Raw genomic sequence first — 15368 nt, forward strand, 5'->3', positions numbered from 1 at the left:
GTACTCACGGATGACGATCCCGGACCGGCGGGCTCGCCGCCGTCCGGGACCCGCCGGTCTCAGCGTTCCGCCGAGGCCTGTTTCTGCGTAAGCGGAGAGCCGTCCATCGCGACAGGCTCCGGCGCGACCAGCGCTCCTGGCCTGAGCTTCTGCAGGCCGTTGACGACGATCCGCTCGCCCGCCTCGAGCCCGCTCAGCACGACCTTGAGCCCTTCGGCGGACGGGCCGAGCTTCACCTCGCGGTAGATCGCCTTCTGGTCCTGCCCAACGACGAGGACGTATTTCTTGTCCTGGTCGACGCCGATCGCCCGCTCGCTGACGAGCAGCGCAGGGGCGGGCTTCGCCTGGCCCATCCTGAGCCGCGCGAACTGGCCGGGCATCAGCCGGCCGTCGGGATTGTCGAACACGGCGCGCACGCGGACGGAGCCGGCGCCCGCGTCCACCGTCGGGTCGACATAGATCAACTTGCCGCGGGTCGCGCCGTCGCTGGTCAGCGTCGACATCTCGACCGGGATGGCGCCCACCGCGTCGCTGCGGTCGCCGCCCTTCGGCAGGGTGTCGAGCGCCCGCATCAGCGTCTCTTCATCCGCGTCGAAGCTGGCGTAGATCGGATTGACGGAGACCAGCCTGGTCAGAACCGGCGCGCCGGGGCCGGCGGCGACGAGGTTGCCCGCGGTCACCTCGATCTTGCCGACGCGGCCGGCGACCGGCGCGCGAACCTCGGTGTAGCCGAGATTGAGCTCCGCCGTCCGGAGCGCCGCCTTCGCGCCCTGCAGCGAGGCTTCCGCCTCCTGAAGGCCGCTGGTCCGCGAGTCGAGGTCACGCTGGGAGATCGTCGAGAGCGCCGTCATCCGGCGGCCGCGGTCGAGGTCGCTCTTCGCGAGGGTGAGGCGCGCCTCGGCCGCGGAGACCTGTGAGCGCGCGCGGTCGACCTCCGCCTTGTAGGGCTCGGGGTCGATGGTGAAGAGCGCGGTGCCCTTCTCGACCAGCGCGCCTTCCCGGAAGTGGACCGTCTCGACCTCGCCCGCGACCCGTGATCGGACCTCGACGCGGTCGATCGCTTCGAGCCTTCCCGAGAACTCGGTCCAGTTGGTGATGTCGCGCGACTGGACGGCGGCGACCGAGGCGGGCGTGGCCGGCGGCGTTGCGGCGACGGCCGCGTCCGCTGCGACGTCGCTGGCGGGCAGCGTCGCGAACACGGCGCCCGCGATCGCGAGCGCAGCCGCGCCGGCGCACACGGTGCGCCGCGAAGCTGTCGAAAAGTCTGGCATCTCTACGTCCCCAGCAGAGTATTTAACCGTACCGAACGGTATGGTACCGACAGGTAAAGTTAGGCCGCCTGGGAGTCAAGACTGAAACATATCGGTCGGTATGAAATCGCGCGATCAGTCGGTTTGTCGCATTCCGGATCACGCCGCGGGGTAGATCGGGAACCGCGCGCAAAGCTCGCGAACCTCCGAGCGCACGGTCTCTATCGCGCCGCCATCTGCCGGCGCGTTCAGGACGCGCAGGATCCAGCCGCCGATGGAGGCGAACTCCGCAACGCCGAAGCCTCGCGCCGCGCCTGCGTTGCTGGATAGCCGCAGGCCGGAGGGCGCCTCCGGCGGCCGGGGATCGAACGGGATCTGGTTCTTGTTCACCGCGAGGCCTGCCGCCTCCAGCGCCTTCGCCGCGACGTCGCCGGTCAGCCCATGGTTGACGAGGTCGACCAGCATCAGCCCGGTGTCCGTGCCGCCCGCGACCAGCCGGACGCCCGCTTCCGCCAGCGTCGCCGCCAGCGTCTGCGCGCCGTCGACCACCGCCTGGTTGTAGGCGACGAAGTCCGGCCGCAGCGCCTCGCCGAAGCAGGCCGCCTTGCCGGCCACGATGTGCATCATCACCGAGCCCTGCACGCCCGGGAAAATCCCGGCGTTGATCCGCCCGCTCAGGGCGTCGTCGTCCCACAGGACCAGTCCGCCGCGGGCGCCGCGCAGCGACTTGTAGGTCGTCGACGTCACGACATGCGCGTGCGGGAAGGGGTTCGGATGGAGGCCGGCGGCGACGAGCCCCGCGAAATGGGCCATGTCGACCATCAGCAACGCGCCGACCTCGTCGGCGACCGCGCGCAGGCCGGAGACGTCGAGCGCGCGCGGGTAGGCGGAGCCGCCGGCGACGATCAGCTTCGGCCGGCGCGCTTGCGCCAAAGCGCGAACCTCGTCGAGGTTGATCCGCTCCGTCGCTCGGCTCACGCCGTAGCGGACGATCTCGTAGTCGCGTCCCGTCAGCGTCGCCGGATGGCCATGGCTGATATGGCCGCCGGCCGCCGTGTCCATGGCGAGGATCGTGTCGCCGAGTTTTAGCAGGCCCAGAAACACGCCGGCGTTGGCGTTGGAGCCCGAATGCGGCTGGACGTTCGCGAAACGGCAGCCGAAGAGCTTCGTCGCCCGGCTGACGGCGAGCGTCTCCACCGCGTCGGCGAACTCGGCGCCGCCGTAGTAGCGGGCGTAAGCCGGACCCTCGACGGTCTTGTTGGTGAAGACCGACCCCTGCGCCTCGAGGACCAACCGGGAGACCAGGTTCTCCGATGCGATCAGTTCGATCCCGTCCTGCTGACGGCGGACCTCTCCGCCGATCGCAGCCGCGAGCTCCGGATCGGCCTCAAGGCCGGAGGTGAAATAGCCGGGCGCCGGGCGGGGCATCGCGATCCCTATTGCCGGATGAAGGGGTGGATCTGCGGGATGATGGCCGCGACCACCTGCAGTCGACCGGAGATCACGCCGCGGACGGTGATCATTTCGTCGGCAATCGCCTGCAATTTGCGCGCGGGACCCTGCAGGAGCAGCACCTCAAGCGTGCGGCTCTCGTTGAGGTGGACGTGGAAGGACGAGATCACCTCGTCGATATAGGCGCGCTGCAGATCGCCGATGCGCTGCTCCACGCCGGTCGACAGCTGACCATAGAAAAGCGTGAGGGTTCCGACCATCACCTCCTCTCCGAATTCGGTCTGCTCTTCGATCAGCAGGCGATGCAGCATCTCGGCGACAGCCTGCGACCGGCTGGCGAAGCCCCGTCGGGCGACCATGGCGTCGAGGTCGCCGAGCATGCGCGGCGGCAAAGAGAGGCTGACCCGCTCGACCGTCGCCCGCCGGCCGGGCTCGGCGGGAGGTCGGGACTGGGGGCCAGGCTCCTTTTTCTCCATGTCGATCTCCTCTGGCACGGCGTATGCAAGCCTGTTGAGTATTACGATAATCTAAAATCGTAATACTCGTCGAGAGGAGATCGGCATGGGTTCGGCCAGGCATTTCATCCGGGGAGCGGCGTTGGCGCTGCTCGCGCTTGTCGCGATCGGCGCGACGGCTCCAAAGGCGAGCGCCGCGGACGGCCCGCTGCGCATCGGCTACAGCGACTGGCCGGGCTGGGTCGCCTGGCAGGTCGCGATCGACAAGGGCTGGTTCAAGGAATCCGGCGTCGACGTCGATTTCGAGTGGTTCGACTATTCCGCCTCGATGGACGCCTTCGGCGCGGGGAAGATCGACGCCGTCACCGTGACAAATGGCGACACGCTGGTGATGGGGTCGGGCGGCTCCAAGGGCGTGATGATCATGCTGACGGATTATTCCAACGGCAACGACATGATCATCGGCAAGCCGGGCCTCAAGAAGCTGACGGACCTCAAGGGCAAGAAGGTCGGCCTCGAGAGCGGGCTGGTGGAGCACCTGCTGCTGCTCAACGGCCTGAAGAAGGCCGGGATGACGGACGCCGACGTCGAGATCGTCAACGTCAAAACCAACGACACGCCGCAGGTCCTCTCGGACGACGCCATCTCCGCCGTCGGCGCGTGGCAGCCGGTCGCGGGCCAGGCGATGAAGGGCGTGCCGGGCGCGAAGCCGCTCTACACCTCGGCCGACCAGCCGGGCCTGATCTACGATGTCGTCACCGTGTCGCCGACGAGCTTCGCCGGCCGCAAGGACGACTGGGCCAAGGTCATGAAGGTCTGGGACAAGGTCGTCGCCTTCATCACCGATCCGAAGACGCAGCCCGACGCGGTGAAGATCATGGCTGCACGCAGCGGCGTGCCGCCCGAGGAATACGTCCGCTACCTCAAGGGCACCAAGCTGCTCAGCCTCGCCGAGGGCGCCAAGGTGTTCAAGGACGCCGACGGCTTCGGCTCGCTCTACGGCTCCACGCGCAACGCCGACGACTTCAACGTGAAGGCCGGCGTCTACAAGGAAAGCCAGGACGTGAAGTCCTACATCGACCCGTCGCTGGCCGGGGCCAAGTAAGGCCTTGAAGGCTGACGTCGCGGTTCCGCGGCCGATCGCTCGGCCGCGGCTGTTCTCCGCGCGGTTCTTCGCGGTCGGGCGGTCGCCGACGCCGCGGGCGCGCACGATGCTGGGGGTGCTGTCCTTCGTGCTCCCGCTCGCTCTGTGGTCTGCGGTGTCCTATGCGCCGTTCCTCTGGCATCCGCTGGTCGAGATCACCGATCCCGGCGACGTCGCCTACTACAGCAAGGGGATGCGGGCGCCGGCGGACGCCTTCGCCGAGGAGGTCGAGGGCATGACCGCCTCGGGCCAGGCGCCCCCGCAGGGGATTCCGGCCAATCCGGTCTATCTGCCCGCCCCGCACGAGGTCGCGCTCGCGCTGTGGGCGGCGGCGACGCCGGCCGCGGACGCGCGCGAGGAGTTCCGCCTGAGCTCGAGCCTCTGGCACTCGATCCAGATCATCTTCTGGGCGTTCCTGATCTCGTCGGCGATCGGCGTCCCGCTCGGGATTCTCTGCGGCTCCTACAGCGCGATCGGGCGGCTGACGGAGCCGTTCGTCGAGTTTTTCCGCTATCTGCCGGCGCCGGCCTTCGGGGCGCTCTGCGTCGCCGTGCTCGGCATCTATGACGGCCCGAAGATCGCGATCGTCGTCATCGGCACGTTCTTTCAGCAGGTGCTGATCATCGCGGGCACGACGCGGCGCGCGGACTACGCGCTGCTGGAGGCCGCGCAGACCCTGGGCGCGCGGAACCTGAGGCTGGTGCGCAATGTGGTCGTGCCGGCGGTGCTGCCCGATCTCTACAACGACCAGCGCATTCTGCTCGGCTGGGCCTGGACCTATCTGATCGTCGCCGAACTCGTCGGGACGTCGTCCGGCATCACCTTCTTCATCACCCAGCAGGCGCGCTACCAGCATTTCGAGAACGTCTACGCCGCCATCTTCATCCTCGGGATCGTCGGCTTCGGCAGCGACCTGCTGCTGGCGCGGCTCGGCCGCTGGCTGTTTCCCTGGCGGAGGACGACCGCATGAGCGCGTCGCCGGACGAGGTGCGCGCGCGGTTCGACCGGCTGAAGGCGCGCGAGCCGATTCTGCAGGTGCGGGGTCTGTGCAAGACCGTTCCGGCCAAGGACGGCGAACGGACGATCCTGAACGACGTCAACTTCACCACCCACCGGCGCGAATTCCTCTGCGTCGTGGGACCCTCCGGCTGCGGGAAGTCCACGCTGATCCGCACGATCGCGGGGCTGGAGGAGGCGAGCGGAGGCGAAATCCTCGTCGCAGGTCAGCCTGTCCACGGACCCGGCCCCGACCGCGCCATGGTGTTCCAGGGCTACACGCTGTTTCCGTGGCTGACCGTCCTCGGCAACGTGATGTTCGGCCTGCGGATGGCGGACAAACCGAAGGAGGAGGCCGCGCGAGAGGCCAGGCAGTGGCTCGATCTCGTCGGGCTCGAGCCCTACGCCGACGCCTATCCGCACACGCTGTCCGGCGGCATGAAGCAGAGGGTCGCGATCGCCCGCGCGCTTGCGATCCAGCCGCGCATCCTGCTGATGGACGAGCCGTTCTCCGCGCTCGACGCCCGCACCCGCGCCCGGATGCAGGCCTATCTCGTCGACATCTGGCGCAAGATCGACGTCACCATCGTCTTCATCACCCACGACCTCGACGAGGCGGTGCTGCTCGCCGACCGCATCCTCGTGCTGAAGACCGGTCCCGGCGAGGTCGTCGACCTGATGGAGGTGCCGGCGCTTCGTCCGGCCGCCGGACGCACGCTGGACGATCCCGCGCTGCGGGCGACGCTCGAACGGCTCGAAGGTTTCATCCACGCGCACGAGACGGTGGTCGACGACGAGCCGGTGACGCCGGTGGTGCGCCTCGCCAGCGTGGCCGAGGAGGTGGACTGATGCTCTGGGCCGAGCGGACCTGGGAGGAGATCGGCGCCGACGTCGCGGCTTCGGCGTCCGCCGCGATCCTGCCGGTCGGCGCGACCGAGCAGCACGGACCTCATATGGGCTGCGGCATGGATTTCGTGCTGGCCGATCGGCTGTGCCGCGACGTCGCCGCCGAGACCGGCGTCCCGATGCTGCCGACGCTGCCCTATGGCTGCTCGCTCGGCCACAGCCGGCGCTGGCCGGGCACGATCGCGCTCGATCCGATCCTCATGACGCGGGTGGTCGCGGCGGTGGGCGAGGACGCCTACGCCTCCGGCGTGCGCCGGCTGTTCATCGTCAACGCCCATGTGACCAACGCAGCGCCGCTGCGGTCGGCGCTCGAGATCCTGCGGGCCGGCCATGACGACCTGATGGTCGCGCTGGTCAACACCGCCACGCTCAGCGAGCGGGTGCGCGAGGCGCATTTCTCGGACGCCGCGGATTGGCACGCGAACGACGCCGAGACCTCACTGATGATGGCCATCGCGCCCGCCCTGGTGCGCGAGGACCGGCTGGCCGACGCGGACGATCCCGATCGAACCGACGGCCTGGTGTTTTCGCACCCGGTCAATCGCACGAGCCTGAACGGCGTCACCGGCCGCCCGAGCCTCGCCACCGCCGCGAAGGGCGAGCGCCTGTTCGCATGGATGGTCGAGGACCTTTGCAGCCTTGTCCGCCGCGGCCTCCGAGAACGACCGCCGCTCCCGCACGGCTATGACGAACGGGCGAAGCCCGCCAGGACATGAGCGAGACTCCGATGAACCTGAAAGACGACGTCAAGGCCGTGATGGAGGACCTCCGCGCCAAGGGCGTGAAGTACTGCATCGGCGCCTATGTGGACATACACGGCGCCCAGAAGGGCAAGGTCGTGCCGCTCGATCATCTGCCCCACATGGCTGGCGGCTCGGAGCTCTACACCGGCTATGCGCTCGACGGCCTCGGCCAGGAGCCGAACGAGGACGAGTTCGCCTCGGTCCCCGACCTGAAGCGCTTCATCCAGCTGCCCTGGGAGCCCAAGATCGCCTGGGCGCCGGCGGACATCTCGTTCAAGGGCGAGCCCTATCCGCTGTCGACCCGCATCGTGCTGCAGAACGTCATGGCGGAAGCCGCGAAGATGGGGTTCGGCTTCAACCTCGGCGTCGAGTGCGAGATCTTCCTGCTGAAGAAGGAGACCGATGGGACGATGTCGATCCCAGATCCGGACGATAAGCTCGTGAAGCCCTGCTACGACGTCCGCGGCTTCCTCTCGAACTTCGCCTGGGTCGACCGGATGGCCGAGACCATCAACGATCTGGGCTGGGACCTCTATTCCTTCGACCACGAGGACGCCAACGGCCAGTTCGAGTTCGACTTCGCCTACGCCGACGCGCTGACGACAGCCGACCGCGTGACGTTCTTCCGGCTGATGGCGAAGCAGTACGCCGGCGATCTCGGCCTGATCGCGACGATGATGCCGAAGCCGTTCGCGAACCGCACGGGCAACGGCGCGCATTTCAACATGTCGCTTTCCGACATCGAGACCGGGGCCAACCTGTTCGCGCGTGACCCGGCGGACGACCCGCGCGGTCTCGGCCTCTCGGACGTCGGCTACCACTTCATCGCCGGGATCATCCGCCATGGACGTGCGCTGTGCGCGGCCTTCGCGCCGACGGTGAACAGCTACAAGCGCCTCACCCGTCGCGGCGCGATGGCGACCTTTTCCTGGGCGCCGGTGTTCAACTCCTACGGCTCGAACAACCGCACCAACTCGATCCGCGTACCGATGGGCGGCGGCCGCTGCGAGAGCCGCAACGCCGACGGCGCGGCGAACCCCTATCTCGCCGCCGCGCTGGCGCTCGCCGCCGGCCTCGAAGGCGTGCGCGAAAAGCTCGATCCGGGCGCGCCGAACGAGGACAATCTCTACGAGCTGTCTGAGGCCGAGCGCGCCAGGCGCGGCATCGAGTTCCTGCCGCAGACGCTCGCCGAAGCGGTCGACGCCTTCGCCGCCGACCCGCTGGTCGAGAAGACGCTGGGCAAGGCGCTGCGCGACGAGTTCGTGCGCTACAAGCGCGAGGAATGGGCGGAGTATCACGCCACTATCAGCCAGTGGGAGACGGACCGCTACAGCCACATGTTCTGACGGCTGGGGGCCCTCTCAACCGCGTCCAGCGCGGCGCGCGGCCCATCGTTCGAGAGCGCCGAGCGCGTCGGAGATCAGCACCGTCAGCGCCGCGATCGCCGCCGCGCCTTGCACGATATAGGCGAGATTATTGGTCGCGAGCCCTGCGATCACCACCTCGCCCAGCGTCCGCGCCGCGACCGTTGAGCCGATCGTCGCGGTCGACAGCGCGATCACAGCCGAGAGCCTGACGCCGGACAGGATCGCCGGCAATGCAAGCGGCAGCTCGACCTCCAGAAGCTCCTGTCGCGGCGACAGCCCCGCGCCGCGGGCCGCGTCGAGCACGGCGGGCGATACGCCCTCGATCCCGCTCAGCGCATTTTCGAACACAGGCAGCACGCCGTAGAGCGTGAGAGCGATCAGCGTCGGCGCCTCGCCGAAGCCGACGGAGGGCACGGCGATCGCGAGCACCGCCACGGGCGGAAACGTCTGCCCGGCGTTCGCGACGCTTCGAAACAGCGGCAGGAACGCAGATCCCGCAGGACGCGTGGCGAACACGGCGAGCGCAAGCGCCGCAGCCGTCGCGAGCACGGTCGCCACGGCTGCGATCGCCACATGGATCGCCGCGAGCTCCAGCACGCTCGACTGCGTGTAGACGGCCGGCGCTCCGGCCGGCGCAAGCGGAGCGAGCGCGGCGGCGAAGGTCTCCGGCCTGATGAGATAGACGGCCAGCAGCGCCAGCGTCAGCAAGCGAAGGGTCCAGGCCGCGGCCTTCATCGCGCCTTCGCGGCGGCCGCCTCGACGAGGCGGGCGAGGGTGACGATTCCGAGGCGTTCGCCGCCGGCTCCGGTGACGGGGGCTGCGGCTCGTCCCGACCAGAGCAGGGCGGCGAGCGCCTCGCGACGGTCGGCGTCGGCCGCGATCGGCTCGCCTCCGGCCTCGCCGGGCTGCGTCAGGTCGGCGACGCTCTTCAGCGACAACAGACGGAACGGACGCTCATCCGCCCCGAACATGTCGGCCGCGAACTGCGTCGCGGGATGCGTCAGCACCTCGACGGGCGTCGCCTCCTGCACGAGGCGTCCGCGCTCCATGATGGCGATGCGGTCGGCGAGGCTGGTCGCCTCGTCCATGTCGTGGGTGACCAGCACCACCGTCACGCCGAGCTTGCGCTGGATCGCCCTCAGATCGGCCTGCGCCTTCGCGCGCACGATCGGGTCGAGCGCCCCGAAGGGCTCGTCCATCAGCAGCACGCGCGGAAAGGCCGCGAGCGCCCGCGCCACGCCGACGCGCTGCTGCTGGCCGCCGGAAAGCTGATGGGGACGGCGGGGGCCGTAGATCGCGGGTTCCAAGCCGAACAGCGACAGCAGTTCGTCGACCCGCGCTTCGATGCGCGCCTTGTCCCAGCCCAGCAGTTTCGGCGTGGTGGCGACGTTCTCCGCGATCGTCCGGTGCGGGAACAGGCCGTGGCCCTGGATGGCGTAGCCGATCGAGCGGCGAAGCAGATGAGGCGCGGTGGCGCGCGTGTCTTCGCCCGCGATCAGCACCCGGCCGCTGGTGGGCTCGACCATCCGGTTGATCATGCGCAGCAGCGTCGTCTTGCCCGAGCCCGACGCGCCGACGACCGCGACGATCGCGCCTTCCGCGATCTCCAGCGAGACGTCGTCGACGACGACATCGTCGTCATAGCGCTTGGTGAGTCGTTCGATCGTGATCACGCGTGCGCTCCCGCGCTCTCGGAGGCGGCGTCCAGCACGACGGCGGCGACGAAGGACAAAGCGACCGTCGGAACCGCGCCGAGCAGCACGAGGTCGATCGCGGTCTGCCCGACGCCCTGGAACACGAAAGTCCCGAACCCGCCGCCGCCGACCAGCGCCGCGATCGTCGTCAGCCCGATGTTCTGCACCGTGACGACGCGCAGGCCCGAGAGGAAGGTCGGCGCGCCGAGCGGGGCCTCGATCTGCGCAAGAACCTGCCAGTCGGTCATGCCCGCGCCGCGCGCCGCGTCGATGGCGGGCGGCGGCGCGGCGCCGAGCCCTGAGACGACGCTCCCCACGACCGGCAGCAGGGCATAGAGGGTGAGCGCCACGAAGGCCGGAGCGGCTCCGACGCCTGCGATCCCGATCTCGGCCGCGCCGGGGATGGTCCGCGCCAACCATGCGAGCGGCGCGATCAGCAGGCCGAACAGCGCGATCGAGGGGATGGTCTGTACGACGGTGAGGACCGCGAGCGTCGGCCCGCGGGCGGCGGTCACACGATGGACCGCGACGCCGAGCGGCGCGCCGATCGCGAGCGCCGCCGCGACCGAGCCCAGCGCCAGCGCCAGATGCGTCCGCGCCTCCGCCCAGAACGACGTCGCGCGGATCGCGTATTCCTTCATGATCGACAGGTCGTCGAGCGCGCCGGAGCCGATCGCCGCGGCCGCCGCCAGGCCGGCGATGACGAGGGCGGCGAGGCGCGCGAGTGGCCGAAAGCGCAGCCGCGTCAATGCGTCGGCGATGAGCAGCGTGGACGCGAAGCCCGCAAGCCAATAGCCCCAGCCCGGCGCGACGCGGGCGTAGATATCGCCCGGGGCCGTCAGATGACGCGGAGCCTGTCCGAGCGCGAGCGTCAGGCAGGCCAGCGCAGCGGCGCCGGCGAAGGCGCGCAGCACGGGCGGCGCCTGGGACAGGGCGACGAGCGCGGCCGCGGCGGCCACAAGCGCGACAAAGGCGGCGAGAGACGGCGGCAGCGCCTCGAACAGCCCGTGCGGGACGCCGTCGACGATCCGGTTGGGCCGCGCCGAGACGAAGGGACCGAGCGCAAGGCCGCCCACGCCAAGCGCCGCCAGCGTCGCGCCGACGCGGTCAAGACGGAGCGCGCTGCGCTCGATGGCGCCGGGCGTCATGCCGTTCTTCCCATCGGGCCGGTCATTTCAGAAATCCGTTGTCGCGAAGATAGCTCTCCGCCACTGCGCTGGCGGGTTCGCCCCCGACCTGGATGCGGCCGTTCAGACGCTGAAGGGTCGAAAGATCCAGCCGCTCGAAGATCGGCCGGAGGATGTCGGCGATCCGCGGCTCGGCCTTGAGCGCGGTTTCGCGGATGATCGGCGCGGGCTGGTAGACCGGCTGGACGTGCCTGTCGTCCGCCAGCACCACGAGGCCGGAGAACGGGATGCCGCCGTCGGTCCCGTAGACCATCGCCGCGTTCGCTCCGCTGATCTGTTTCGCCGCCGCTGCGAGCGTCGCGGCCGTGTCGCCGCCCGCAAGCCCGATCAGCTGGCCCGACTTGAGATGGAAGCCATAGGCGGCTTCGAAGCTCGGCAGCGCGGAGGGGGAGTGGATGAATTCGAGCGAGGCGGCGAGCGTCACCGCGCCGCCGGCGGAGACCCATCGGCCGAAATCGGACAGGCTCTCGACTCGGTTCGGATCGGCGACGTCCTTCCGCAGCGCGATCGCCCAGGTGTTGTCGGCAGGCGACGGCGTCAGCCAGACGATGCGGTTGGCGTCGTAGTCGAGCCGCTTCGCCTCTGAATAGGCCTTCGCCGCGTCCCGCCAGAGCGGGTCGGCGGCGCGGTTGAAGAACGACGCGGCATTGCCGGTGTATTCGGGATAGACGTCGATCTCGCCCGCAAGAATGGCGGCCCGCACGATCGCGGTTCCGCCGAGCGCGACTCTGTCGCGCGTCGCGATTCCGGCGTGCTCGAGAGCGATCAGGATGATCGCTCCGAGCAGGCTCCCCTCGGTGTCGCTTTTCGACGAGACCGTGACCGTCGCCGCCGCGCCGGAGGAGGGAAGGGCGGCGAGCGCGATCGCCAGCGCGCCGAGGAGACGCAGCGCTCCCCGGCGGAGACCGGCCTCAGGCGCGACCGGCGAAGATCTCCTTCCTGACGATCGCATGGACGCCCCAGTTGCCGTCGACGACCTGCGTGACGCCGAAGTCTACGCCGATCGACATCAGCGAGATCGCCTCGTCCTCCGTCAGCTTCTGCGTCGTCATCAGGAAGTGACGCATCTTGCGGAAGGCGTCGCGCATGGCGAGGTCGACGGATGATTTCGTGTAGATCTCGGTCTGCGCGTCAGGGCCGAGGTCCTTCAGGTAGTTCGCGAAGCTGAAGCCGTGGACGAGCCATTCGTCCTGCGTCTCCAGCATCGGATAGTTCAGCTCCTCGAGCGCGGTGCCGGCAAGGTCCGCCTTCTTGTGCAGGATGAGCTGGAACACGCCGGTGAGCGAGCATTCGATCGCCGTGCCGCAGAGTTCGCTGTCGCCCTGGCTCGCATGCGGGTCGCCGACCGAAAGCAGCGCGCCTTCGACGGCGACGGGATAGTACATCGTCGCGCCCTTGCCGATGCGCCAGTTGTCGATGTTGCCGCCGGTGCGGTTCGGCGGGATCGTGTCGACGAAGTCGGCGTCGGCCGGCGCCACGCCGAGCGTGCCAAAATGCGGCCGGATCGGCACCCGCACGCCCTTGAGCGCGTCGAAGTTGCGGCTGGTCTTGGCGTGATCCACCGGCACGCCGGGATAGTCGATCGTCGGGTGGACGACGCCGAAGGGGTCGGTCTGCGGCACCCATTTGAAGTTGTAGACCGCCTGCGCCCAGCTCTTGGACCCGCCGGCGTCGACCTCGTAGATCGTCACGACCTCGCGCTTCTCGCCGCCGAGCAGGTCGTTGTAGTGGTAGCCCCACCACGCCGCGGCGTTGGAGCCGAACGACTTGCCCTTGTATTTCGGGTTGGCGCAGGGCCGCGGGACGCAGTCGAGGATGCGGACCTCGAGGATGTCGCCGGGCTCGGCGCCGCGGACATAGACCGGGCCGGTCATCACGTGGACGCCCTGGCCCTCGCCGGAGCCCTTCTTGTAAAGCTTGGGGTCAGTGGTCCCGGCCCCGCGCCGGTCGACGCCCTTCTTGTCCTTGGTCCAGAGGAAGACGCTTTCCGCCCCCGGATCGCCCTCGACCATGCGTTCGAGGTCGTCGCTCGCCTGATGGGTCAGCGTCTCGATGGTCACGAGGTCGCCGGACTCGATCTCGACCTGCGGCTTCAGCGTCTTCGAGAAGTAGCCCCAATGCACGGTGTCAGCGTTGGCCGGCAGGTAATGATGCGTGCGCTCGCCCGGCTGGCGCGCCGCTGCGGCTTCGGCGAGCGCGGGGGTCACGAGCGACGCCCCGCCAACGCCCAGCGTGGCGAGACCGCCCGCCGCCACGAAGCCGCTCTTCAGGAAGCCACGCCGCTCTGCGTCCAGATTGTCCTTGAGAGCGCGGTAGTGCAGCTCGAATTGTGGGCAGGTCGCGTCATCGCCTTGGCACATCGTCAGTATCCCTCCTTACGATCGCCGGACGTCCCATAGCGGCGGCGGCGCCGGCTGGCGTGCCATCGCAATGTTCGCGCCAAGGTCGACCGTCCGGAGCTTTCAGGTCTCGGCGATCTCGATACGGTCGGGCGGCGAGGCGGCGATCTCCTGCCAGTCGAGCTCCTGCTCGAGCGCGTGAAAGACGTCGTCGTCGATATCGCCCCGACGCCTGAGATCAGCGAGCGCACGGCGCTTGGCGACCAGGCTCTCCATCTTCCTTTCGCCGAGCTCGGTTGCGGAACTGCGGTGGTCGCCGCGGCGCGTCAGCTCGCGCTGGGCTTCGATCTCCGCGCGGACCCTCGCCGTCGTCTCGTCGCCGCGGCCTTCAAGCGCCTGGTCGGCGGCGTCGAGCAGCGAAAGCCGGGCGCGCGCGAGATCGTCGTCGAAGCTGGTGTCCGGCTTGAAGGAAAGCAGCTTCAGCAGCGGTCCGAGCGAAATCCCCTGCAGCACCAACGTTCCGAGCACGACGACGAAGGCGCTGAGCACGATGGTGTCGCGAGCCGGGAAATCGGCCGGCAGCGCGATTCCGGTCGCGAGGGTCACAAGTCCGCGCATGCCGCACCAGGAGACGACGACGCGCTGGGCGAGGGTCGGCGGCGCTTCGCCTCGTCTGCGCATCCGCGCGACGACCGTCGTCGTGTAGGCGAACACCCACGCGATCCGCACCACGACGACGGTCAGCAGCACCAGTCCCGCGAAGCCGAGCGCCTTCCATGTCGCCGAGGCGTCGAGGCGTCCGACCACGGCGCGCGCCTGCAGCCCGATCAGCATGAAGGCGACGACGTTGAGCAGGAACACCGCGGTTTCCCAGACCGCATAGGAGCGCACGCGGTGATGCGCGAGCTGCCGCTCCGGTCCGAGCCGGGCCACCACCATGGCGTAGACCACGACGGCGAGGATGGCTGAAAGATGCAGCCGTTCGGCGAGCACCCAGACGCCGAAGGTAGCCGCGAATTCGAACAGCAGCGCGCTGAGCGCGCCCGCGAACCAGCGCGAAAGAACGAGATAGCCCCGACCCGTGATCCAGCCGAGCAACACGCCGCCGGGGGCTGCCAGCAGAAGCTGCGGGACGAGGCCGGAGAATGCGTCGGGCTCCGCCACCGCTGCGACCGCCGCGGTGAATATCAGGAGCGCGGCGGCGTCGTTCAGCAGGCTCTCGCCCTTGAGCACCGAGACCGTGCGCCGCGGCAGCGAGAAGCGCCCGAGCACGGCGGCGGCGGCCGCCGCGTCCGGCGGAGCGACGATCGCGCCGAGCGCGATCGCGGCGGCGATCGGCATGCCGGCGGCATAGACCCCGAGGGTCGCGACCGCAGCCGTCGTGATCAGCACCGCGACGCCCGCGAGCGCGAGCAGCGGCGCCCAATTGCGCCTGAGTTCTCGGGGAGGAAGGTCATAGGCGGCGTCGAGCAGCGCGGGCGCGATGAATAAGGCGAGCGCGAGCTGAGGATCGATCTCGACCGCCGGCGTCCACGGCAGCGCCGCGACGGCGACGCCGGCGACCGCCAGGGTCGTGGGGTAGGGGATCAGGAACCGGCGCGAGGCCTGCAGCAGGACGATCGCCACCAGAACGAGCGTCAGCATGCTTTCAAACAGCGCCAAGGCGATTTTTCCCGGTCTCGATCCTGAGGCGGCGCAGGACGATTACGCCGTTCCTCCATCGCGATCTTTACCGCGCGGCGGATCGGGAGGAAGCGATTCGATGATACGAAAGCGCCATGCGTCAGGGACTGGCCCGGAGCCCTTCCTGTCCGGAGACATGAAAGGTCCGTTCC

14 protein-coding genes are annotated in these 15368 nt (G+C 69.2%); 5 read left to right on the forward strand and 9 right to left on the reverse strand.

Translation table 11 applies throughout. The annotated features are described in order from the left end of the window. Positions 1 to 59 precede the first annotated feature (59 nt). The 3 genes from PKE75_RS16720 to nikR all read right to left on the reverse strand — a co-directional run bounded on the left by PKE75_RS16720 (position 60) and on the right by nikR (position 3178). Entirely contained in the window at positions 60 to 1271 is a 1212-nt protein-coding gene (locus PKE75_RS16720) for an efflux RND transporter periplasmic adaptor subunit (protein ID WP_271169888.1), read from the reverse strand. A 138-nt stretch (positions 1272 to 1409) separates the two neighbouring features. After that, positions 1410 to 2678 (reverse strand): serine hydroxymethyltransferase, encoded by a 1269-nt coding sequence (locus PKE75_RS16725; protein WP_271169889.1) that lies wholly within the window; start codon positions 2676 to 2678, stop codon positions 1410 to 1412. 8 nt (positions 2679 to 2686) lie between these two features. Beyond that, positions 2687 to 3178, reverse strand: coding sequence for a nickel-responsive transcriptional regulator NikR (gene nikR / locus PKE75_RS16730; RefSeq protein ID WP_271169890.1), 492 nt, complete (start codon positions 3176 to 3178; stop codon positions 2687 to 2689). Positions 3179 to 3263: 85 nt separating this feature from the next. Between nikR and PKE75_RS16735 the strand changes: the two genes are divergently transcribed. The 5 genes from PKE75_RS16735 to glnT are packed head-to-tail and all read left to right on the forward strand — an operon-like array spanning position 3264 to position 8292. Continuing rightward, a complete protein-coding gene (locus PKE75_RS16735; protein WP_271169891.1) occupies positions 3264 to 4262 on the forward strand; it encodes an ABC transporter substrate-binding protein in 999 nt (332 codons plus the stop codon). 4 nt (positions 4263 to 4266) lie between these two features. Further along, positions 4267 to 5271: an ABC transporter permease gene (locus PKE75_RS16740; protein ID WP_271169892.1), complete on the forward strand. Its 1005-nt coding sequence runs from the start codon at positions 4267 to 4269 to the stop codon at positions 5269 to 5271. Then, positions 5268 to 6146 carry an ABC transporter ATP-binding protein gene (locus PKE75_RS16745; RefSeq protein WP_271169893.1) on the forward strand — a complete coding sequence of 293 codons (879 nt, stop codon included), beginning with the start codon at positions 5268 to 5270 and terminating at the stop codon, positions 6144 to 6146. Before PKE75_RS16740 ends, PKE75_RS16745 begins: the two co-directional genes overlap by 4 nt. Further along, entirely contained in the window at positions 6146 to 6919 is a 774-nt protein-coding gene (locus PKE75_RS16750) for a creatininase family protein (RefSeq protein WP_271169894.1), read from the forward strand. Before PKE75_RS16745 ends, PKE75_RS16750 begins: the two co-directional genes overlap by 1 nt. Then, on the forward strand, positions 6916 to 8292 hold the full coding sequence (glnT, locus tag PKE75_RS16755) for a type III glutamate--ammonia ligase (RefSeq protein ID WP_271169895.1): 1377 nt from the start codon (positions 6916 to 6918) through the stop codon (positions 8290 to 8292). The genes PKE75_RS16750 and glnT overlap by 4 nt, the downstream gene beginning before the upstream one ends. 15 nt (positions 8293 to 8307) lie before the next feature. Here glnT and PKE75_RS16760 read toward each other — a convergent pair whose 3' ends face one another. From PKE75_RS16760 to PKE75_RS16785, 6 genes are all read right to left on the reverse strand, one after another. Further along, a complete protein-coding gene (locus tag PKE75_RS16760; RefSeq protein ID WP_271169896.1) occupies positions 8308 to 9048 on the reverse strand; it encodes an ABC transporter permease in 741 nt (246 codons plus the stop codon). Next, positions 9045 to 9986 carry an ABC transporter ATP-binding protein gene (locus tag PKE75_RS16765; protein ID WP_271169897.1) on the reverse strand — a complete coding sequence of 314 codons (942 nt, stop codon included), beginning with the start codon at positions 9984 to 9986 and terminating at the stop codon, positions 9045 to 9047. The genes PKE75_RS16760 and PKE75_RS16765 overlap by 4 nt, the downstream gene beginning before the upstream one ends. Then, complete coding sequence (locus PKE75_RS16770; protein WP_271169898.1) at positions 9983 to 11155, reverse strand: ABC transporter permease; 1173 nt, start codon at positions 11153 to 11155, stop codon at positions 9983 to 9985. Before PKE75_RS16770 ends, PKE75_RS16765 begins: the two co-directional genes overlap by 4 nt. 22 nt (positions 11156 to 11177) lie before the next feature. After that, positions 11178 to 12146, reverse strand: a complete 969-nt coding sequence (osmF, locus tag PKE75_RS16775; RefSeq protein ID WP_271169899.1) for a glycine betaine ABC transporter substrate-binding protein OsmF — start codon at positions 12144 to 12146, stop codon at positions 11178 to 11180. Further along, on the reverse strand, positions 12106 to 13554 hold the full coding sequence (locus tag PKE75_RS16780) for an acetamidase/formamidase family protein (RefSeq protein WP_271169900.1): 1449 nt from the start codon (positions 13552 to 13554) through the stop codon (positions 12106 to 12108). The genes osmF and PKE75_RS16780 overlap by 41 nt, the downstream gene beginning before the upstream one ends. A 102-nt stretch (positions 13555 to 13656) precedes the next feature. Further along, positions 13657 to 15195: a cation:proton antiporter gene (locus PKE75_RS16785; protein WP_271169901.1), complete on the reverse strand. Its 1539-nt coding sequence runs from the start codon at positions 15193 to 15195 to the stop codon at positions 13657 to 13659. Positions 15196 to 15368 lie beyond the last annotated feature (173 nt).

The organism is Hansschlegelia plantiphila (genome assembly GCF_027922265.1).
GTDB lineage: Bacteria > Pseudomonadota > Alphaproteobacteria > Rhizobiales > Methylopilaceae > Methylopila > Methylopila plantiphila.

Bases quoted from the DNA above. Each gene is read 5' to 3' on its own strand.
- PKE75_RS16735 (WP_271169891.1), top strand. From the start codon at position 3,264: ATGGGTTCGGCCAGGCATTTCATCCGGGGAGCGGCGTTGGCGCTGCTC.
- PKE75_RS16750 (WP_271169894.1), top strand. From the start codon at position 6,146: ATGCTCTGGGCCGAGCGGACCTGGGAGGAGATCGGCGCCGACGTCGCG.
- PKE75_RS16725 (WP_271169889.1), bottom strand. From the start codon at position 2,678: ATGCCCCGCCCGGCGCCCGGCTATTTCACCTCCGGCCTTGAGGCCGAT.
- PKE75_RS16770 (WP_271169898.1), bottom strand. From the start codon at position 11,155: ATGACGCCCGGCGCCATCGAGCGCAGCGCGCTCCGTCTTGACCGCGTC.
- nikR (WP_271169890.1), bottom strand. From the start codon at position 3,178: ATGGAGAAAAAGGAGCCTGGCCCCCAGTCCCGACCTCCCGCCGAGCCC.
- PKE75_RS16760 (WP_271169896.1), bottom strand. From the start codon at position 9,048: ATGAAGGCCGCGGCCTGGACCCTTCGCTTGCTGACGCTGGCGCTGCTG.
- glnT (WP_271169895.1), top strand. From the start codon at position 6,916: ATGAGCGAGACTCCGATGAACCTGAAAGACGACGTCAAGGCCGTGATG.
- osmF (WP_271169899.1), bottom strand. From the start codon at position 12,146: ATGCGATCGTCAGGAAGGAGATCTTCGCCGGTCGCGCCTGAGGCCGGT.
- PKE75_RS16720 (WP_271169888.1), bottom strand. From the start codon at position 1,271: ATGCCAGACTTTTCGACAGCTTCGCGGCGCACCGTGTGCGCCGGCGCG.
- PKE75_RS16780 (WP_271169900.1), bottom strand. From the start codon at position 13,554: ATGTGCCAAGGCGATGACGCGACCTGCCCACAATTCGAGCTGCACTAC.
- PKE75_RS16745 (WP_271169893.1), top strand. From the start codon at position 5,268: ATGAGCGCGTCGCCGGACGAGGTGCGCGCGCGGTTCGACCGGCTGAAG.